At 49.8% G+C, this 20,111-nt stretch carries 20 protein-coding genes and 1 pseudogene; 2 read left to right on the forward strand and 19 right to left on the reverse strand.

Going from position 1 to position 20,111, the window contains the following annotated elements:
• Positions 1-23: 23 nt before the first annotated feature.
• From smc to PaeBR_RS15305, 11 genes are all read right to left on the reverse strand, one after another.
• Complete coding sequence (gene smc, locus PaeBR_RS15255; RefSeq protein WP_410511415.1) at positions 24-3,593, reverse strand: chromosome segregation protein SMC; 3,570 nt, start codon at positions 3,591-3,593, stop codon at positions 24-26.
• Positions 3,594-3,781: 188 nt separating this feature from the next.
• Positions 3,782-4,486, reverse strand: coding sequence for a ribonuclease III (gene rnc / locus PaeBR_RS15260; protein ID WP_410511416.1), 705 nt, complete (start codon positions 4,484-4,486; stop codon positions 3,782-3,784).
• Positions 4,487-4,498: 12 nt separating this feature from the next.
• The gene (gene fabF / locus PaeBR_RS15265) at positions 4,499-5,737 is read right to left on the reverse strand and encodes a beta-ketoacyl-ACP synthase II (protein ID WP_410511417.1); all 1,239 of its coding nucleotides are present in this window, start codon (positions 5,735-5,737) and stop codon (positions 4,499-4,501) included.
• A 221-nt stretch (positions 5,738-5,958) separates the two neighbouring features.
• On the reverse strand, positions 5,959-6,192 hold the full coding sequence (gene acpP / locus PaeBR_RS15270) for an acyl carrier protein (RefSeq protein WP_036655282.1): 234 nt from the start codon (positions 6,190-6,192) through the stop codon (positions 5,959-5,961).
• A 122-nt stretch (positions 6,193-6,314) separates the two neighbouring features.
• Complete coding sequence (gene fabG / locus PaeBR_RS15275; protein WP_410511418.1) at positions 6,315-7,064, reverse strand: 3-oxoacyl-[acyl-carrier-protein] reductase; 750 nt, start codon at positions 7,062-7,064, stop codon at positions 6,315-6,317.
• A gap of 60 nt (positions 7,065-7,124) precedes the next feature.
• On the reverse strand, positions 7,125-8,048 hold the full coding sequence (gene fabD, locus PaeBR_RS15280; protein WP_410511419.1) for an ACP S-malonyltransferase: 924 nt from the start codon (positions 8,046-8,048) through the stop codon (positions 7,125-7,127).
• A 51-nt stretch (positions 8,049-8,099) separates the two neighbouring features.
• Positions 8,100-9,089 carry a beta-ketoacyl-ACP synthase III gene (locus PaeBR_RS15285; RefSeq protein WP_410511420.1) on the reverse strand — a complete coding sequence of 330 codons (990 nt, stop codon included), beginning with the start codon at positions 9,087-9,089 and terminating at the stop codon, positions 8,100-8,102.
• Between the two features lie 4 nt (positions 9,090-9,093).
• Positions 9,094-10,086, reverse strand: coding sequence for a phosphate acyltransferase PlsX (gene plsX, locus PaeBR_RS15290; protein WP_410511421.1), 993 nt, complete (start codon positions 10,084-10,086; stop codon positions 9,094-9,096).
• Complete coding sequence (gene fapR / locus PaeBR_RS15295) at positions 10,070-10,666, reverse strand: transcription factor FapR (protein WP_410511422.1); 597 nt, start codon at positions 10,664-10,666, stop codon at positions 10,070-10,072. The genes plsX and fapR overlap by 17 nt, the downstream gene beginning before the upstream one ends.
• 237 nt (positions 10,667-10,903) lie before the next feature.
• On the reverse strand, positions 10,904-11,077 hold the full coding sequence (rpmF, locus tag PaeBR_RS15300) for a 50S ribosomal protein L32 (RefSeq protein WP_019911234.1): 174 nt from the start codon (positions 11,075-11,077) through the stop codon (positions 10,904-10,906).
• A gap of 69 nt (positions 11,078-11,146) precedes the next feature.
• Positions 11,147-11,656 (reverse strand): YceD family protein, encoded by a 510-nt coding sequence (locus tag PaeBR_RS15305; protein WP_410511423.1) that lies wholly within the window; start codon positions 11,654-11,656, stop codon positions 11,147-11,149.
• 161 nt (positions 11,657-11,817) lie between these two features.
• On the opposite strand from PaeBR_RS15305, the gene PaeBR_RS15310 reads away from it, so the two are divergent.
• On the forward strand, positions 11,818-13,044 hold the full coding sequence (locus PaeBR_RS15310) for a nucleotidyltransferase (protein ID WP_410511424.1): 1,227 nt from the start codon (positions 11,818-11,820) through the stop codon (positions 13,042-13,044).
• Here PaeBR_RS15310 and PaeBR_RS15315 read toward each other — a convergent pair.
• Positions 13,034-14,071, reverse strand: a complete 1,038-nt coding sequence (locus PaeBR_RS15315; protein ID WP_410515199.1) for a SepM family pheromone-processing serine protease — start codon at positions 14,069-14,071, stop codon at positions 13,034-13,036. The two genes, PaeBR_RS15310 and PaeBR_RS15315, sit on opposite strands and share 11 nt — an antisense overlap.
• 147 nt (positions 14,072-14,218) lie before the next feature.
• On the opposite strand from PaeBR_RS15315, the gene PaeBR_RS15320 reads away from it, so the two are divergent.
• A complete protein-coding gene (locus tag PaeBR_RS15320; RefSeq protein WP_410511425.1) occupies positions 14,219-15,445 on the forward strand; it encodes a nucleoside recognition domain-containing protein in 1,227 nt (408 codons plus the stop codon).
• Here the strand turns inward: PaeBR_RS15320 and coaD are convergent.
• The 7 genes and pseudogenes from coaD to PaeBR_RS15355 form a co-directional block, all read right to left on the reverse strand.
• On the reverse strand, positions 15,414-15,935 hold the full coding sequence (gene coaD, locus PaeBR_RS15325) for a pantetheine-phosphate adenylyltransferase (protein ID WP_410511426.1): 522 nt from the start codon (positions 15,933-15,935) through the stop codon (positions 15,414-15,416). The genes PaeBR_RS15320 and coaD overlap by 32 nt on opposite strands.
• Positions 15,919-16,527 (reverse strand): 16S rRNA (guanine(966)-N(2))-methyltransferase RsmD, encoded by a 609-nt coding sequence (rsmD, locus tag PaeBR_RS15330; protein WP_410515200.1) that lies wholly within the window; start codon positions 16,525-16,527, stop codon positions 15,919-15,921. The genes coaD and rsmD overlap by 17 nt, the downstream gene beginning before the upstream one ends.
• Before the next feature lie 423 nt (positions 16,528-16,950).
• Positions 16,951-17,316 (reverse strand): helix-turn-helix domain-containing protein, encoded by a 366-nt coding sequence (locus PaeBR_RS15335; RefSeq protein ID WP_410511427.1) that lies wholly within the window; start codon positions 17,314-17,316, stop codon positions 16,951-16,953.
• Between the two features lie 47 nt (positions 17,317-17,363).
• Positions 17,364-17,555, reverse strand: a complete 192-nt coding sequence (locus tag PaeBR_RS15340; RefSeq protein ID WP_410511428.1) for a hypothetical protein — start codon at positions 17,553-17,555, stop codon at positions 17,364-17,366.
• Positions 17,556-18,330: 775 nt separating this feature from the next.
• A pseudogene (locus PaeBR_RS15345) lies at positions 18,331-18,756 on the reverse strand (restriction endonuclease); the annotation flags it as partial.
• Positions 18,757-18,902: 146 nt separating this feature from the next.
• Entirely contained in the window at positions 18,903-19,439 is a 537-nt protein-coding gene (locus PaeBR_RS15350; protein ID WP_410511429.1) for a hypothetical protein, read from the reverse strand.
• Positions 19,440-19,757: 318 nt separating this feature from the next.
• Positions 19,758-19,991, reverse strand: coding sequence for a hypothetical protein (locus tag PaeBR_RS15355; protein WP_410511430.1), 234 nt, complete (start codon positions 19,989-19,991; stop codon positions 19,758-19,760).
• Positions 19,992-20,111: the final 120 nt, after the last annotated feature.

Consider the following 20,111-nt stretch of genomic DNA (forward strand, 5'->3'; position numbering starts at 1 on the left):
AAAAAATTATATATAGGCGAGCTTTAAGCGATCTCTGCCTCGTCATCCTCAAGGCGTACGGAGACAAGCTTGGATACTCCGCCCTCTTCCATCGTTACCCCGTAGAGCACATCCGCTTCTTCCATTGTGCCTTTACGATGCGTTACAACAATAAACTGTGTCTGCTCCGAGAACTCACGCAAATACTGGGCGAAGCGAACTACATTGGCCTCATCCAGGGCCGCTTCCACTTCATCCAGTACGCAGAACGGAACCGGCTTCACCTGTAATATTGCAAACAACAACGCCATAGCCGTAAGTGCCCGTTCTCCGCCGGATAAAAGCTGCAGATTTTGCAGTTTTTTGCCAGGAGGCTGAGCGACGATATCAATGCCGGTATCCAGCATATGCTCCGGGTCGAGCAGCATGAGATCTGCTCTTCCGCCGCCGAACAGCTTCGTAAACACGGTCCCGAATTCGCGGCGGATGGCATCGAATGTCTGTTTGAAGCGTTTGGACATTTCCTCTTCCATCTCACGAATAACGTGGTACAGTGTTGTTTTGGCTTCTACCAGGTCTTCCTTCTGTCCGCTCAGGAAGGTAAAACGCTCATGAACGCGCTGGTATTCCTCGATCGCACCCAGATTTACCTCTCCAAGTGCGGAAATACTGCGTTTTAGCCGCTGTACATCAGCCTGCGCAGCAGGAACATCCTCGGGAACAGGATAACGTTGTTTAGCCAGCTCATAGCTCAGCTCGTAATCATCGCTCAGTTTCCGCAGAATATTGTCCAGCTCCACGTCCAGCCGTCCTACCGATACCTCCGTGCTGCGCAGCCGGTCTTCGACCGATTTTAACGCCTGCCGCTGATCCTTCGTTTCGCCCTCTTCCAGCTCCAGCTTCCGTGACAAGGATGACCGTTCTGCCCGTCCAAAATCAAGCGCCGCAGCGGTCCCTTCCTTTTTGAGGCGATAGCTGTTCAGATCTTCCTTCTGCTTTACCGCTTCCACAGCGTTGTCAGCCAAATCCTGTTCGATCGTATTCAATAGACTTCGATTCTGACGCAGTTCCTTATCCTGTGAACCCGCGTCCTGCCGCATCCGGCGCAGCTGCTCTTCCAATGAGAAAATCTCCTGGTCCAGCTTGCCCTCCGCTACCTTCATCCCCGTAAGTTTACCTTGCAGCTCTTCCTTTTCGGTCTCACTGGCCTTACGTGCAAATTCGGCATTCCGGATGTCTTCATGAGCTTTCTTCTCTTCACTTTCCAGACGTGCAAGCTCAGCACTGGCTTTAGCACGTGTCTCTTCCAGTCCGCGAACCTCACTCTCAAAGCCGCTCCGTTCAAGACCCGCGCTCTCCACCTGCTCCTGTACATGACGCAGTTCCTGGTCAAGCTGCTTCAGATCACCGGCTACACGCTGCTCTTCGAGGCGTTTCTCATCCCCGCCTCGGCGAAGCTCCTCCATCTTCGTTGCAGAGCTTTCCTGCTCCTCCCGAAGCCTGGCTATGCCTTGCTTCAGCTTGACAATCTGGCGTTCGCTCTCCGCGATCTCACTGCTGAGCTGATCCAGCTGGCGTTTACGGCTAAGCAGGCTGTTGTTCTTCTTATGCTGGCTGCCCCCTGTCATGGAACCACCAGCGTTAACGACATCGCCTTCCAGTGTTACGACCCGGTACCGGTACTGGCCTCTTGCGGCAATCCGGTTCGCCTGCTCAAGACTTTCCGCAATAACAACATTGCCCAGCAGACTGCCCATAATACCCGCATATTTATCTTCGTAGCTAACCAGCTCAGAACCAATACCGACAAAGCCCTCTGCACCTTCCAGCATTCCGCGGTCGCTTCCTGTAATTTGTCGTGGACGGATAACATCCAGCGGCAGAAAGGTAGCCCGGCCAAGCTGACGCTGCTTCAGGAAAGCTATCGCCTGGCGGGATACGGTCTCATCATCCATAACCACATGCTGAAGAGCTGCACCCAGCGCGGTCTCTACAGCCATTTCCAGCTTCTCCGGAACGGCAATCAACTCGGCAACCGCGCCATGCACACCCTTAAGCTGCCCTTTTCGTGCTCCCTTCAGGACTTCCTTTACTCCAAGCATAAAGCCGTCGAAGTCGTCCTGCATTTCCTTCATCGTCTCATGCCGGGATACCTGTGCTTCGCGCTTCTGTTCCCACTTCCGCAGACCTGACTGCGTTTCCTCCAGCAGCTTTTGCCGTGTGCCTGACTTCCCGCTTTCGGTTATGTAGTCGGTGCGTAAGTCGCTAAGCTCCTGACCCAACAATGCAATTTTATCCTTTAGCGCCTTCTGGGCAACGAGCAATTCTGCTTGCCGCACCGTCCATTTGTCGCCCTCTTCATGACTGCGGCTCATCCGCCGTTCCAACGTTTCCTTCTGCTGGTCGGCATAACGTATTTCGTTGCGGGCCTGTGCCATGAGATTCATCAGCTCCAGGAGCGCACTTTTCAGCTTCTCTTCACGGCTCTGGCTTATGCCGTCTGCGACGCCTTCCAGTCTGGCTTCTTCCTGGGCCAATTGCGCCCTCAGATCCGCCAGTGCAGATTGTGACTGCTCCAGCTTGGATTCCAGTCCTGCCAGCTCCCGCAGCCGGTCAGCCGACCGTTCCCCGACTGAGCCTAATGTCTGCAGAAGCTGCTCACGGTTATTCTCCAAATGGCGGCGGCGTTCCTTCAGCAGTTCGCCATAACCCTCGCTCTTCTCATAAGCCTCACTGTACCGCAGCAGTTCTTCCTGCTGCTTCTCGATATGCTGCTCCAGCTGGCGCAGCGCCGAACGGCCGCTCTCCAGCTTGGCATCATGTGCGGACACCACCGTTGACAGCTGCAGCTGTTCGTTGCGCAGTGTTTCAAGCTGGGCGTTGCCGGTCTGCCAGGCCGTATGGATCCCTTCAATCTGATGCACATACACCGAAATCTCCTGATGCTTCAGTTGCTCCCGCAGTTCCTTATACCGAATCGCCTTCTCGGACTGGTCCTTCAGCGGACCCACTTGATCCTCCAGCTCACTGATAAGATCATGAATACGCAGCAGATTCTGCTCCGTATCATCCAGCTTGCGCCCGGCTTCTTTCTTGCGTGACTTATATTTAACTATACCGGAAGCCTCTTCAAATATACCGCGCCGGTCCTCGGAGCGGGTACTGAGTATTTCTTCGATCCGGCCTTGTCCAATAATGGAATAGGCCTCACGCCCGATACCCGTATCCATAAACAGCTCTGTAATATCTTTCAGGCGGCAGGATTGCTTGTTGATTAAATATTCACTATCTCCGCTGCGGTGAACACGGCGGGTCACGGTTACTTCACTGAAATCCAGCGGCAGGGCGTGATCCTCATTATCCAATGTCAGCGATACTTCGCCATAGTTCACTGCTTTACGGGCATCGCTTCCGGCAAAAATGATATCCTCCATCTTACCGCCTCGCAGTGACTTGGCACTCTGTTCACCAAGCACCCAGCGTATGCCGTCAGAAATGTTGCTTTTGCCGCTGCCGTTTGGTCCGACTACTGCCGTAATGCCGCGCACAAACTCCATTTCCGTCTTGTCGGCGAATGATTTAAAGCCTGCTAGCTCGATCCGTTTTAAAAACATAACTCGTCAATCACCTCTGACCACATTATACCATAGCGCTCTGCGCTCTAGGCACACAAAACATAGAATCATTGTTCGGCTCCTTACACTAAAAAAGAGCAGCAGCAGTCAAGATTCCGCCCATTCGCCGGCACCTTGACCATTGTTGCTCTTCCCTACCGTGCAATTCTATCTTTAAAATAGGATATTTAGGCTCCGTCTTCCTTCAGATGCAGCAATGCCGCAGCAGCAGCCTGCTGCTCCGCTTCCTTCTTGGAACGTCCGCTGCCCCGTCCGAGTGACCGGTTAGCCATATACACTTCAGAGACAAATTCACGTTCATGCGCGGGTCCCCGCTCTTCAATAATCCGGTATTCCAGTGTTCCCATACCATGATGCTGAATTAGCTCCTGCAGCTCCGTCTTGAAATCACTCATCTGCATTTGCAGCTTACCGTCCGTTTCTACCAGCGGGAATACATGATCATTTAGGAATCCTCGCACAGCTTCCAGTCCCTGATCCAGATAAAGAGCTCCGACGAAGGATTCGAACACATCAGCAAGCAGGGCAGGGCGGGTACGTCCGCCCGTCAATTCTTCCCCTTTGCCCAGCAGTACGTACTGGCCGAAGCCCAGAGATTCAGCAAACTTGACCAGCGAGGGCTCGCACACAATGGCAGCCCGCAGCTTCGTCAATTCCCCTTCCGGACGGTCCGGTAACAGATTGTACAAATATTCGGAAACCGTAAGCTCCAGGACAGCGTCACCCAGAAACTCCAGACGCTCATTGTCCTGATGCTGGTTAAAACGGTGTTCGTTCACATAGGATGCATGGGTAAAGGCCTGCTTCAGCAGCACAGAATCGTGAAATTGGATATGAAGTTGTTTCTGTAATTGCTTCAGGTCTCCATTCACAGCTCGGTCCCCTTACTGATTATATTTTTTCAGAATAACAGTTGCGTTATGTCCTCCAAAACCGAATGAATTGGACATTACAATGTTCAATTCAGCTTTACGCGGAACATTAGGGACATAATCCAAATCACATTCCGGGTCCTGATTATCCAGGTTGATCGTCGGCGCTATCATGCCCTTTTGCAGAGAAAGTCCGCAAATAATGGCTTCCACACCACCGGCTGCTCCCAGCAAATGACCGGTCATGGACTTCGTGGAGCTGATGGCTACCTTATAAGCGTGGTCACCCAGCGCCTTCTTAACGGCAGTCGTCTCTGACTTGTCGCCAACAGGCGTTGAGGTGCCGTGTGCATTGATATAGTCAATTTCCTCCGGCGCAATTCCGGCATCCCGGATCGCCATCTTCATGCAGCGCGCTGCTCCGTCCGGATCAGGCTCTGTCATGTGATGAGCATCTCCGCTTAAACCATATCCAATAACCTCGGCATAAATACGCGCTCCGCGTTTCTGCGCATGCTCGAGCGATTCCAGCACCAGAATTCCGGCGCCTTCTCCCATAACAAAACCGTCGCGGTCAACGTCAAACGGGCGGCTCGCCTTCTCAGGCTCATCGTTGCGAGTTGACATGGCTCTCATTGCACAGAATCCAGCCATGCCCGTTGGACGAATCGTAGCTTCTGCTCCACCGCAGATCATTGCGTCTGCATCACCACGCTGGATAAATCGATAAGATTCACCAATGGAATGGCTTCCTGTTGCACAAGCTGTAACTTGCGTCGTATTAGGACCTTTAGCGCCCAGGTTTATGGATATTTGACCAGAACCCATATTGGCAATCATCATCGGGATAAAGAACGGACTGACCCGCTTAGGCCCCTTCTCCAGCAGCAGATTATGCTGATCCTCCCAGGTTCCGAGTCCGCCGATACCGGAGCCAACCGAAACGCCAATTCTCTCCGCATCTATATCTTCGCCGATCGTAAGACCGCTGTCTTTCAGTGCCTCTTCTCCCGCTGCTACAGCGAACTGCACAAAGCGGTCCATTTTACGGGCTTCCTTACGGCCGAAACGTTCCTCGGCATCAAAATCTTTAACAGATGATGCGATCCGTGTTGTATAGTCGCTGACATCGAAGGCTTCAATCAAGGATACGCCGGACTTCCCGCTCATCAGGCTGTCCCAGAACGTTTCCAAATCTTTACCCAGCGAGGTCACCACGCCCATACCGGTAATAACCACTCTATGACTCAAAGACATTCACCCCATCTTAAGCTGTTAAGTTAACTTGCTTATACCAAATTTTTTCCTTAGATACTACTATATAAACTTCAGTCACCACGCTACCAAACTGGCCGGCGGTTCTGTAATTTTCCCTGTAAAGGTGCGATGAACGCACCCTTTGGTATATCTTATCACTGTAAAAATGAGGAGAAGTCCCGCCTTAGCAGGTACGGGACTTTTAATCATAGACTTTAGGTATGAGATTGTACGTACTTCACAACTTCACCCACGGTCGTAATCTTCTCTGCATCTTCATCAGAGATTTCCATATCGAATTCATCTTCCAATTCCATAACTAATTCTACAACATCAAGAGAATCAGCACCTAAATCATCTTTGAAAGACGCTTCTAATGTTACCTCAGCTTCATCGGCACCTAAGCGGTCGATGACAATGCGTGTTACACGTTCCAGTACATCGGACATCCGGTTCACCTCCTCCTTTGGTATTATACGAGATATGGGGTCAAAATACCATAGAGCATAAAAAACGCTTCAGGCAAACCCTGAACCCTTTGCTCCATCCCGGTTTGACCTCACTGTAGCTCTTACATGTACATGCCGCCGTCCACGTGAAGTGTCTGGCCGGTCATATAAGCTGCCCCTTCGGAGGCCAGGAATACTGTCGACATGGCAATATCCTCCGGACGTCCAAGACGGGCAAGCGGAATACCCTGTATCAGGCCGCTGCGGGCTTCCTCGGAAAGCTCGCGTGTCATATCGGTATCGATAAAGCCCGGAGCTATGCAATTCACGGTAATACCGCGTGAAGAAAGCTCGCGTGCTGCCGACTTGGTTAACCCGATAACCCCAGCCTTAGCTGCAGAGTAGTTGGCTTGGCCGGGGTTGCCAGTCACGCCAACGACTGAGGAAATATTGATAATCCGGCCATACCGCTGCTTCATCATCGGACGTGTGGCTGCCTTTAGACAGTTGAACACGCCTTTCAGATTCGTCTCGATAACCTGGTCGAACTCTTCCTCTTTCATACGCATAATCAGATTGTCCCGTGTAATTCCGGCGTTATTAACGAGTATGTCGATCCGGCCCCAGGTATTCAGCGTCTCTTTAACAAGATTCTCCGCCTGTTCACTGCTGCCTACATTGCCCCGAAGTACGATCCCCTCGGAGCCAAGCTCCACAATGCGCGCTACGGTCTCCTGAGCTGCCTCTTCACTTCCGGCATAGTTCACGGCAACCTTGACACCATGCTTTGCTAACTCCAGCGCAATGCTGCGGCCAATGCCGCGCGAAGCGCCGGTGACGAGGGCCGTTTGGCCCCGCAATGCTGAGAACATTCTTTAATCCCCTTTCAATGATCAAGCCTACCCGAAAAAGCATAGGCATTTTCATGCAATCTACCAGGCCGTTTGGGCACTTTCCAGACTATTGATGTTGATCAGCCTGACACTTTTGTCGATTTTGCGAATGAGTCCCGCAAGCACACTGCCAGAGCCAATTTCTACAAAAGTATCTACACCGTCAGCAATCAGCCTCTCAACGCTATCCTGCCACAGCACAGGTGAATATACCTGTTGCACAAGCAGTTCACGAATCTCTTCCGGATCGGTGACCGGTGAGGCCGTAACATTGGAGACAACAGGCACAGAAGGAGCATAAAACGTAATGTTCTTAAACTCTTCGACAAGACGGTCTGCCGCTGCCTTCATCATTGAGGAATGGAATGGCCCACTGACTTCAAGCGGAATAGCCCGTTTGCCGCCAGCCTCCTTCACCCGCTGCACTACACTATTCACGCCATCTTCTGAGCCGGAGACAACGATCTGTCCGGGGCAATTGATATTAGCCAGCTCCACCGGACTGCCTGCTTCGGAAATACTGCGGCATAATTCCGCGAGAGCTCCCCGTTCTGCACCCAGTACAGCCGCCATGGCTCCACCTCCGCCCGGCACAGCTTCTTCCATGAAGCGGCCGCGCAGACGCACCAGTCTCACCGCATCCTCGTAAGACAGCACCCCTGCTGCCACGAGCGCACTATATTCACCCAGGCTGTGACCGGCTACATAATCCGGCTTGAGTCCTTGATCCTTCAGAGCCTTCAAATAAGCTGTACTTGTTGTGAGCAGTGCCGGCTGCGTATTTACCGTCTGCTTCAATTCACTTTCAGGCCCTTCAAAGATGAGATTGCTCAGCGAAAAACCGAGCACTTCATCCCCTTTTTCAAACACTGCACGACATTGCGGTAATGCTTCAAAAATATCCTTACCCATACCGACTGCCTGAGCACCTTGCCCGGGAAAGACAAATGCTATTTTACCCATATCTGTTAATTCCCTTCCCCTAAGCGGCCCTTTGCCGCAAGTAAAATAATCCTACCAGATTAGTACGGACGCGCCCCAGGTGAGACCGCCGCCAAAGCCGACCATCAGCACCGTGTCGCCTTCCTTCATACGGCCCTCTTCTGCTGCTTCAACCAAAGCCAGCGGAATGGAGGCCGCCGAGGTGTTGGCGTATTTGTCTACGTTAATAACACATTTCTCAGGAGGCAGGTCCAGGCGCTGCATAGCCGATTGAATGATGCGAATGTTCGCCTGATGCGGAACAAAGAGATCGATATCTTCTTTACCGATGCCGGCTTTCGTCAGCACCTTTTCTGTGGCGGTGCCCATAATGCGCACAGCGAACTTGAATACTTCGCTACCACTCATTTGCATGTAGTGCTTCTTGCCTTCAACAGTCTCCACGGAAGCCGGCAGCCGTGAGCCTCCTGCCTCGAGCTTCAGCAGGTTGCCGCCGGAGCCTTCTGCACCAAGGTCAAAGGACTGGAAGCCCCGGCCTTCCGGAACCTCACCGATAATGACAGCACCGGCGCCGTCACCGAAGAGTACACAGGTGTTTCGGTCGGTATAATCGGTAATCCGGGACAGCGTATCTGCACCAATAATCATAGCATTGTTGTACATGCCATTCTGGAGAAAACCGACGGCAGTAGCCAAGCCGTATACGAAGCCGGAACAGGCTGCTGACAAGTCAAAGGCTGCCGCTCCTTTCGCTCCCAGCTTATCCTGCAGGATGCAGGCTGTAGCAGGAAAAGCGGTATCCGGTGTAACAGTAGCTATAATAATAAGATCCAAATCCTCAGCCTTCATGCCTGCGGATTCCAATGCACGCAGTGCAGCGGCATAACAAAGATCGGAAGTCGCTTCATGCGGAGCTGCAATATGACGCTCCCGAATTCCAGTGCGGCTGACGATCCATTCGTCATTTGTATCTACCATTTGTTCCAGATCAGCGTTGGTTAATATCTTCTCGGGAACGTATTTTCCCGTGCCGATGATACCAACTGGCCGTAATTGTCTCATTTCGTCACTCACTTCCGCTAATTTCCTTGGATATACTTGCCACAAGGTCAGCCTGAAGCGCAATCCGCGCTTGTCTGACCGCATTTTTGACGGCATTGCCGTCTGATGAACCGTGACCCTTCACAACCAGACCGCTAAGCCCGAGCAGTGGCGCTCCGCCATGCTCCTTGTAATCCATTTTACCCTTCAATGTTCTAAGCTGGGGCATAAGCATTGCCGCGCCAAGCTTCGACTTGAGCGAAACGCTGAATTGTTCCTTCAATAGAGCAAACATTGCTCCTGCTGTCCCTTCAAGCGTCTTCAGCAGAATGTTGCCTGCGAAGCCGTCACATACGAGCACATCACAGCTTCCCGTCAGTACATCACGGGCTTCGACATTTCCGACAAAATGTATGCCCGGCATGGCTTCCAGCAGAGGGTAGGCTTCCTTCGTCAGCTCATTGCCCTTGCCAGGCTCTGTTCCTACGTTCAGCAAGCCCACACGCGGCTTGACAATTCCATGCACCTTGTTCCGGTAAATACTGCCCATCAGAGCATATTGTGCCAAATGCTGCGGCTTGGCATCCATATTGGCGCCAAGATCAAGCGCAAGTACGCCGACGTCGTCCAGTGTAGGAATCATTGGTGCCAGTGCAGGACGCTCAATGCCCTGCATTCTTCCTACGACAAGCAACCCTGTCGTCATCAGCGCACCCGTATTTCCGGATGAAATCATCGCGTCGGCTTCACCTTCACGAACCATGCGTCCGGCAACAACCATGGATGAATCCTTTTTACGGCGTACCGCCTTTACAGGCTCTTCATCCGAACCGATGACATCCCCTGCATGACGTATTGTCACATTCGACGGCTTATTCTTGAGCAGCGGCGTAAGTCTCGCTTCGTCACCCACGAGCACAATCTGTATATCTTTCCATTCCGCGGCCGCGGACAACGCACCCTCGATGTTGCATTCAGGAGCGTTGTCCCCGCCCATGGCATCAATCGCGATCAGCACTTCTGTCTCCCCCTTCGCTGTATTCTTCTATTGCGGACCGATAGATTATAAAATGGCCCTGAAAAACCATTTCTTCTCCGACATATGTAAATACGTCCACCTCCGCCTTGCCTTTACGGCCCGCAAGCGAGCGAACATAGGCTTTGGAGATGCATTTCTCTCCCAGACGGACCATACGTACAAATCGGATGTCGGCGGATGCCGTCAGGGCAATTTCCGCATCAATTACGGCTACCGCAAGCGAATTGGCTTGAGCGAACACATAGTGCCCCCGGGCAATGCCGTTTCTGGAGAATACATGCTCCTCACGAATTTCAAATATGGATATGCCGCTTTTGTCCAGCTGTAAATCAACAATATCTCCAATGACTTCATCCGCCGGCAAAGAGCGAACCTGATCGTAGGAATGCTCCGCCATCTGTTTCATACGCTCGCGCAGCTCCGGTATCCCCAGCTCCATCCGGTCCAGCCGGATCGTCTGTATACTCACTTTCAGTTGCCGGGTCAGCTCCCTGTCCGTGACAAATGGATTACCTTCAATAATTTGAAGCAAATGCTTCTGGCGCTCTTTTTTGGACACCCGCTCGATAGCGGCTCACCTCCTGGCCCATGCTATATAGCATTCATCGGCCGCAGATGGCCGCTTCCGCCTAAGTTATTATACTATTAATTAACATTTTAGAACCAGGTACTAATATGTAGTATAAAGCATGCTGTGCCAAAAATAAAGTATTGACACTATTTCGCTTATTTAAGATGAAGTTGGCGCAAAAAAAATAGCACCTCACCGGCAGATGAAGTGCTACTTTTACTAAAACTATTGTTTGATGATTTCTCTTGCTTTGTAAGTTCCGCATACTTTACATACGTGGTGAGCAAGCTTCAATTCTCCGCATTGTTCACATTTCACCATGCCCGGCACAACCAATTTAAAGTGTGTGCGACGTTTGTCACGGCGAGTCTTGGACGTTCTCCGTTGAGGTACTGCCATTTGTGATACACCTCCTGATTAAATTCTGATTCAACCCGCCTTGCTGCGGGATGTCGGACTCATTCATGCTCATTTGAAAAAGTTTTTCAACCCAGCGAGTCGAGGATCGATCACTGTGTTGTCGCAACTGCAGGTGCCTTCGTTCAAGTTCTGTCCGCATTTCTGACAAAGACCAAGACAGTCTGCCTTGCACAATACCGAATCCGGCAAGTGCAGTACGAAATTTTCTTCCACATACGGGATAAGGTCCACACTCTCATCCTTGACGTAAATGAGTTCATCATCTACATCTTCTGGAAGAACCGGCTGCTTAAGCCACTTGAAAGTCTCAGCAAAAGGAATGTGCAAATAACTCTTGACCTCCGTGAGACAGCGTGAACATAACATGTCCACTTCTCCACTCAGTTTCCCCACCACGTTCACACAATCTGTACCCGCGGGCAGCGCTTTAAGATCCACTGAGAGTGGTGTCACAGCCAGAACATCCTTGCGCCCTTTGACAACCTTACTAACATCCACAGTTTGGTGGAGCTGTAGAGGCTCGTCGGCATTCGCTATTTTGCGAAAGTGAATTTCCATTCCATATCACTCCAAACAAACAAAATTTATTATACCTATTATCTCAGACCTTTGTCAACCATTTTCCCTTTATATTATTTCGGATAAGGGAGCAATTTATGATATAACTATGTAATAAACATTTAAAACACCTTATTTTCAGCATAAAGGAGCGAAACCCTGTGACCACTGTAGGAATTATCGCAGAATATAATCCTTTACATAACGGGCATGTCCACCATTTCACGGAATCCAAAAGACTGTCCGGAGCAGAAAGCTCGATTGTTATCATGAGCGGTCCTTTCACCCAGCGCGGCGAACCGGCGGTGGTAGGCAAGTATGCCCGGACAGAGATGGCGCTGAGGATGGGCGCCGATCTGGTCATTGAGCTTCCGGTGGCTTACGCCGTTCAACCGGCCGAATGGTTTGCATTCGGTGCAGTCTCACTGCTGGAAGCGACAGGTGTAGTGGACAGTCTCTGCTTTGGCTCCGAAGCGGGAGCCTTGGAGCATCTCCTGACGCTGGCCGGATACCTGGCTGAAGAAAGCTCCGAACTGCAGGCGGAGCTCCGCCGCAGGCTGGCGCTCGGCGAGAGCTTCCCGGCTGCATACAGCGCAGCGGCCGCTTTGGCATGGAGCGGAATAGAAGACTCCACCGGAGATCTGCTGCGCCAGCCGAACAATAGTCTAGGCCTCCATTATCTCATTGCCCTGCGGCGAATTTCCAGCAACATCCAGCCCCTGACGGTTCCCCGCACGGGTGCCGGGTTCCATGATCCCTTGCAGCCAGGCTCATCCATTGCAAGCGCAACTGCTATCCGCAAGCTGCTTCAGGATGGCGGTGGCGGTGCTCCTGCCTCTTACATGCCGGATTATAGCGTACATATTCTGGAAGGTGAACTTGCAGCCGGTCGCGGCCCTGTCAGCATGGAGAGCTTCTGCACACCGATGCGCCATTTGCTCTCCACCCATACAGCCGCGGAGCTTCGGACACTGCATGATATGAACGAAGGGCTGGAGAACAGGCTACTGCGTGTTATGCCGCAGCTGGAGCAGTTCAGCATATCCGGCCTCCTGGATGCGCTGAAGAGCAAGCGTTACACCCGCACCCGGCTCCAGCGAACACTGCTCCATGCGCTGCTCAATCATTCCAAGAGCGAGTTATCCCCTTCTATTTTGGCGCAAGGACCAGGATATATTCGCGTTCTCGGATTCCGGGAGAGCGGCAGAGCGCTTCTGAAAAGAATGAAGAAAAGCGCCACCTTGCCTATTATTATGCGGCCGGCACTTTCCTCCCATCCGCAGCTGGAGCGCGACCTTCAGGCATCTGCCGCTTACGCAGGCGCTTTCAGAGATCCGCTTCGGAGCGATCTGTACCGCGATTACTTGGAGCCTCCGGTCAGGGTTTGACCGGCAGGCCCTCCATATAGGCCAGCGCTTCTTTCAGCGTGGATACAGGCACCAGTTTCATAGCCGTCCCGATTTTGTCCGCTCTAACCTTGGCTTCCTTATAATTATCAGCCGGGACGAAAAAAACCTCGGCTTTCTCACGGTCCGCTGCAACAATCTTGTGCTTCACGCCGCCGATCGCACCCACAATCCCCTCAGCATCAATCGTGCCGGTTCCGGCAACTATGTAGCCTTTTGTCAAATCACCCGGCGTCAGCTGGCTATAAATTTCCATGGTGAACATCAGCCCCGCTGAAGGACCTCCGACATTGGTAGCTACAAAACTTACACGCTTGCCCGCATCCTTCGGCTCTACCTTCTGCACAGCTGCGATAATGATCCCCAGACCCGGACGTCCGGCAGCATTTTTATCGTCTTTAACCTCAATAAGCTGTACTTCCTCTGTAAACTCCTTGCCGCTGCGTTGCACCGTTACGGAAACCTTGTCACCAATATTTTTCGCCGACAACAGCGCCGTCAGAGCTTCTGCGTCGGGGATGCTCTGTCCGGCAACCCTTATAATTCTGTCTCCCGGTTGAAATTGTGTGCGATTCCCTTCCGCGGGAACCGAATAAACAAATAAGTAATCCGGTTCGTTCGTATAGGGAATACCCGCCGCATGATAAGCCGCCTGCACAGCTAACGATTGGGAACTGTCCATATTAAAAACCTGTACTGCCGCATATTCTTCCTCGCTCTTCTTCCCAAGTCTCGTCTCTTTCGGGACAACCTCTGTGTTTGAATTAAAAAGGGAGGCGACCAGGAGAGCCACATTGGCGTAACTGGCAGATACGGTAGTCATCATGAACGTTCCTTTTTCGTCCGTATCCGCGTTCCCAATCTTAATCATTGGCGCAACTTCAGATGCGCTGCCGGGCTGATACACGATGTAAGGCGTGCCCATGAACACAAACACATAAGTAAGCACTATAAGCGTAAACAGGTAAACTGTAGTTCGGAATCCCGTCCGGTGTCTCATCTGTTTCACCATTTTTCCTTTCTCTCCTGCTACACTTCAGCTTTTGCAGAATGTTAAATGCTTTCCTTATCTCCGCTCTTGGCATGATGGTTGTCTTCCCGGCATAAAGTGATATCATACATACCTGCCCCCAGTTATGAAGAGGTGAATCGTAAAATGAACGTTAAAATACGCCGGATGGCCTCAGACACGGCGCCTTTCTTCTCCGGAGCTATCGCAATCCTGCTGGCAATGGCCATTGTATCTAACCCGGAAACCTCATTTCAAGCCTCCCTGCAAGGCCTGAAGCTATGGTGGAATCTAGTATTCCCGGCACTGCTGCCGTTCCTGATCCTGTCCGAGATGCTGGCAGCCTCCGGCTTCGTGCACGGCTTAGGTGTGCTGCTGGAGCCCCTGATGCGGCGCGTATTCCGGTTGCCCGGGGAAAGCGGCTGGACCCTCTGGCTGGGATTAACCACCGGTTTTCCCGGCGGGGCCCATGGGGTGCTACAGTTGCACAAGCAGGGCAGCCTTTCGGACAAGGAGGCCGGAAGGCTGGCAGCGCTGGTCCACTTCGGCAGTCCGGTAACCCTTCTGATCGTTGTCGGTGTCGCCTTCCTACACAGTCCAACAGCAGGTTATGGCCTGCTGGCGGTTCACTGGCTCTCAGGGCTGCTCGCCGGTTTTACCGCAGTCGTGTTAGGACAATCGACCGAAGCACCTGCCGGGCACCAGCGCAGTGTAAAGATTCCCGCTAAAAAATCCACTCTATACAAACGTATTATTAGCGCCGCTGTAAAAGCCCGGTCAGAGGACAGACGCAGCTTCGGCAAGCTGCTTGGTGATTCCGTAGGAAGCTCCGTCCAGAGCTTAATGATCGTTGGCGGATATATGATTATGTTCGCTGTAGTTATCAATATTGTGCTCGGGCTTTTCCCGCAGCTTCCTGCATCGATTCCTGCAGGACTTCTGGAGATTCACCTTGGCGCCAAAACGTTGAGCGAACTCAGTATTTCAGCACCGAATGCGCTGACAGGATGGGTCGAGCCGGCCTTGTTATCAGCTGCACTCGGCTGGAGCGGCCTCTGTGCCCAGCTCCAAGTACTGGCGGTGCTGAAACCGGCACATGTCCGTTTTCTGCCTTTTGCCGCGGTTCGTCTGCTGCATGGTCTTTATGCGTTTCTGTTAACCCCGCTGCTCTGGAAACCGCTTATGAATATCCGCGAGACGGCTCTTCCCGCCATCGTGAGCTCTGAAGCCTTTAGTACAGGGTCCCTAAGCTTAACCACAGTATGGAGCGCAATCCCGCACGTTATGGGCCTGCAATCCCTTCTGCTGCTGTTGCTATTGCTATTCTCCGGGATTTCCGCTCTTATTTCTGCTTTCCAGCGCCGTTTTGACTAAATTTAAGCTTCATGGCCTGTTCAACCTCAGGCGTCACAAAATCCGTTACATTTCCGCCAAAATGGGCGATTTCCTTGACAACGCTGGAACTAAGGTAAGAATACTTAGGGTTGGTCATCATGAAAATCGTTTCGGTGTCCGGATTAAGACTGTGATTAATAGACGCATTCTGCAGCTCGTATTCAAAGTCGGTAACCGTTCGAATTCCGCGTACGATGACCTGGGCATCCTTCTGCCGGACATAATTGACCAGCAGATCACGGAAACTGTCGATCTCCACATTAGGAATATCAAGGGTAGCCTGCCGCAGCAGTTCCGTACGCTCCTCCACGGTGAACAGGGGATTTTTACTTAAATTATTTAGCACGGCAACGATCAAGCGGTCGAACTGCTTGGCTGCACGCCGGATAATATCCATATGTCCCATAGTTACCGGATCAAAGGTACCCGGGTATATCGCGACACTTTCTTTTCTAATTAACAGACTCATCTTGCTCCTCCTCACCGATCGCAGCTTCTTCCTCGCCAGCGGCTTCATACTGATAAATAGAGATTGTTGTCTCCCCATACACTGCCTGCCGCAGCCTGTAGAATCCCGGAATATCCTCCGGATAAGCATGTCCGGATTCGTGTTCCAGTACGATCAGCGCCTCGGCTTGCAGCATGCCTTTAGCCGCCATTGTACTCATCAGTTCATCTCCATGCTTCAAACGGTACGGCGGGTCCAAAAAAACAAGATCAAAGGACCGTCCCCGCTTCTCCATAGCGCTTAGCGCTCTCCCGGCATCATTACGGTATACTTCCGCCCACGACTCCAAGCCTGTAGCCTTCAGGTTGGCACGAATCGTGTCGATGCTCTTCGGTTCCATGTCCACAAAAACCGCGCTCTCCATGCCTCTGCTCAAAGCCTCGATACCAAGACCTCCTGTTCCTGCGAACAGATCAAGCGCTGCTCCGCCCTCGAAATAAGGACCGATCATGCTGAATACCGCTTCTTTGACCTTGTCGGTCGTGGGACGTGTCCCGCTTCCCGGAACACTTTTCAAGGGCCTGCCCTTGGCACTGCCCGATACAACTCTCACCGTCATTCACCCGCTCTGTATCTCTGTTTTTGTTATGCCGCACAGGGCATAAGTCCATGCCTATCGTACCACATTTAATCCATTAATAAAAAGGATTGTCCACCCCTGCTCCAGCATAAGCCGACAAATAGTAATGCTGTTATGTATAAGAGTTCCTATACCGGGACATCATGTAATTATCGACATCGCAAAATGTCGTAGACAACCGCGGAGCAGGCTTACGTTTCCCCATAAGCTCTTCGTCCGGTTTCTCCTCTCCCATGAAAGGGCGCTCCGAAAGGGGCGCCCGATTTTAATGTTGTTAAATCCTTATGTAGTAAGGGTTTAACAGGGTTGCGATCCTGAATATAAAATTAGATTATTTCATTTGGGCACCATGTGGGCACCGATTTTTCGAGGCCATTACCGTCCTCATAGTGCTAATTATTGTTTTTCGCCCTCCAACCATGCAATAAAACCCGGCTTAGGTATCATGATTAGTCTGCCTATTCTCACATGATGGAAAGCTCCTGATCTCAGAAGATTGTACGCTTGGTTTATACCAATACCCATTATCTCCTGCACATCATTCACCCTGAGAACTTCCGGCATGTGCTTCCACGAGTCCAACGTTACCTTCACCATAGGTTCCTTTGATGACTCATTTCGCTTAATTGTTTCTGGCTTCGCACTATCTGCCAACTCCTTGAGGTGCTGCAGCTGACTCAGTAAAGAGTCTAGTTCGGCGTTCATGGATCGTTGAAGGTTCTTTATTCGCTGTTCTACCTGGTTGATTTGATTTGTAATCATTTGATCATCTCCATAATAATATTTCGGATATGAAAAGGACCAGCCGCTTATGACTGGTCATTTGGCTTTATTGGCACATGTTTCCGACCTGTTAAGGCAGTTTGAATACGGGTACATAGCTTATTCCATTCCCACTCACTCATTCTCTCATGCGCTTCTTCAACACTTTTGTAGATAACCTTACCTTCCTCATCCACAAAACAAACATTTACCGTTAACTCCTTCTTTTCACTTTTCATTAACAGCACACCTTTCCAGATTCGGTTCTTAGCTTACTTCTGATGTGTATTACCGCATATTCATTTCCGCATATTAACCTCTTTAAACTTCCGCTTTACGGATTGTCTTGCTTGACTCTATTTCGACAAGTTCAATTCGAAGAGAAAATAAAAAAAATCACTCCGCTAAGCTCATAAAGAGGAAACGAAAGTAATTTTTCAAAATAAAATCTAGCGGGCTTTCGGGCTCGCCAGCACCCACGCTGCTTCTGAGGCGCTGGGAGGACCCGAAGGAGTGAAAATCCTATTCTATTTGCTCGTCAGATAATGAGCGTTGATAAGCCTCAATAGCATGAACTAGCTGTCCATTATTACCTGTACCATGAATCATTGTATGCTTCAATAAAGAGCTTCCGTTAGTCTCTATAAGCGACCTAAGAATACCTGCCCTCACTAGATCCTCGATGCATCCCTTTGGAAACCCTTGTTATTGAGAATATCAAAGGTCTTGTTTATGTCTTTAGATTCTAAAATCCTTTCATCTATAAGCAATAAGTTCTCATCACCTGTTTGCTTTCTTGACCCAAGATATCTCTTTAAATAATCATGCGTTCTTGCATTTAGATTCATCCATTCAATTAAGTCGGGATTCTTATCCCTTCTTAAATGGACAACGTGTTCTACTGGAAATATTTAATATTTATTCCATATGAGATTCAAGGTCAACACTAGCATACCTTTGATCTATAAAGATATTGTGAATAAATTCACACCTTAACTATACTAAAATAACTGTCTTGACATCGTGTAGCACCATATTCTCACATGCTGCTGTATATTGATTGGAAGTTATTACAATGGACTTCTTTGCCCGATAATACCTAATCGAACTGTAAACTTCTTGAACAGCACCCAATCCTACTGGATTTGAATAACGCTTTGCCTGGACAACATTTCGATATCCTTCCCGATCTGTAAAAACTAAATCAGATCCAAAATCTCTACTGCCGACTGTTTTATACGCATCCTTATACCCCAAAGCCAAAAATAAACGATATAGATATTCTTCAAACTCCTTGCCGTCTTCCATACGATCTATATCATGGATCGTAATTTTAAGTGGATCGATTTCTGCAATTTTGGAATAGCCACTTTTCCTTTTTGAAAGAACAAAAGCTACTACAACAGTTGTAATAACAACAATAAAAACCATTAGAATTATAGTATTGGTCAACCTATTTCCTCCTAAAAAAGAGACCTCACCAGCAATGCCAGTAAGGTCTCTTATCGATACTTCCGGACTGCACTGTCGGTGCTTCCAGTTCGTTTAAGATTACATTATCATATTTAGGACAATTGTAAGTTCTCTTATGGCTCTTTACACAACAATGCCACCGCTACGTTAAACAAAATTGTTGATGCTACTCCTGTAACCGTTATTGATATTCCAACCATCCATAAAATCATTTTCGATGTTTCTTTGCCAATCTGAGATTCAACAAAAGTCTCAGTTGCGAGGCCAAGGTTTTTACTTTTGTCACTGATAATGTTTTTTATGGCGTCTTCATTAGGTACTTTAGAAAGTGATTGTTGAATTACATCCTTAATTTCACTGGTTTGATCTTTCATTTCTGAGCGAATTACGTGACCTAATTCTCTCAAATCTTCCTTAGATGCCATGTTGGAAAGGCTAGTCTCTACTTTTTCAAGTCTTCTGAGGATGTCATCCATACCGCCGCCTCCTCCACCTGAATATGAAAGCTCTGATGTAGCTATTGATTCTAACGCAGCAGAACCACTCGTTCTATAATCTGGAGTTACCTTATTTTTTGAAGCATTACCTATTGGAGTTACATTTGAGAAACTAACAGTAGCATTCTTGATCGGTTTAAATTTATCACCCATTGTCCGTACCAACTTCTTCATCTATCCTAAAAAAACTCTCTCCGATTTTTGTTCCATTCTTTAGTATTAACACATTAAATTCTCCTGGACGTACCTATTTATTCACAACAAAAAAAGGAATGAGCCGCTATGTCTAGCATTATCAACCTCATGACACGCTGTTTAAGCTCTCCCACCTGACGATCTACAAAGGAAATTCGCACTAACTGTGCTGGGAGGTATAAATACACCTTTCTTGAGCAGCAGCCCTGAGAAGCGCAGTAGATCGTCCTAAGAGCAAACAAAAATCCGATGCATGGGAGCACCGGATCAAGGTAACTATTTAATTCGCTTTAACTGAGCTTCCTGGTCAATGGACCGGACCGAGAGCAATTCAATAATTTTATGTTGCGACTCTTGAACCTCTTCAATTCTCTTCACACGCTCATTCGTGTCCAAGACAGCTTGTTTAATAAGAGTCTGTTCTGTCTCTATCCGATCCAAGCGTTCATTCACAGGAACTAACTCTTCCCGAATGACGGATCTCAATAACTGCACCAAATCATTATCCATGTGCTCCGCTCCTTCAAACTTGATAGAGACATTGTATCAGAATCAGATATTTTATTCTACCGGGAGGAATTGTATTATGGCAAGCATTCAAAAGCGTGGAGGATTGTTAGTTTTCACCGA

Origin of the sequence: Paenibacillus sp. BR2-3 (genome assembly GCF_046529485.1) — a bacterium.
Taxonomy (GTDB): domain Bacteria; phylum Bacillota; class Bacilli; order Paenibacillales; family Paenibacillaceae; genus Paenibacillus_AQ.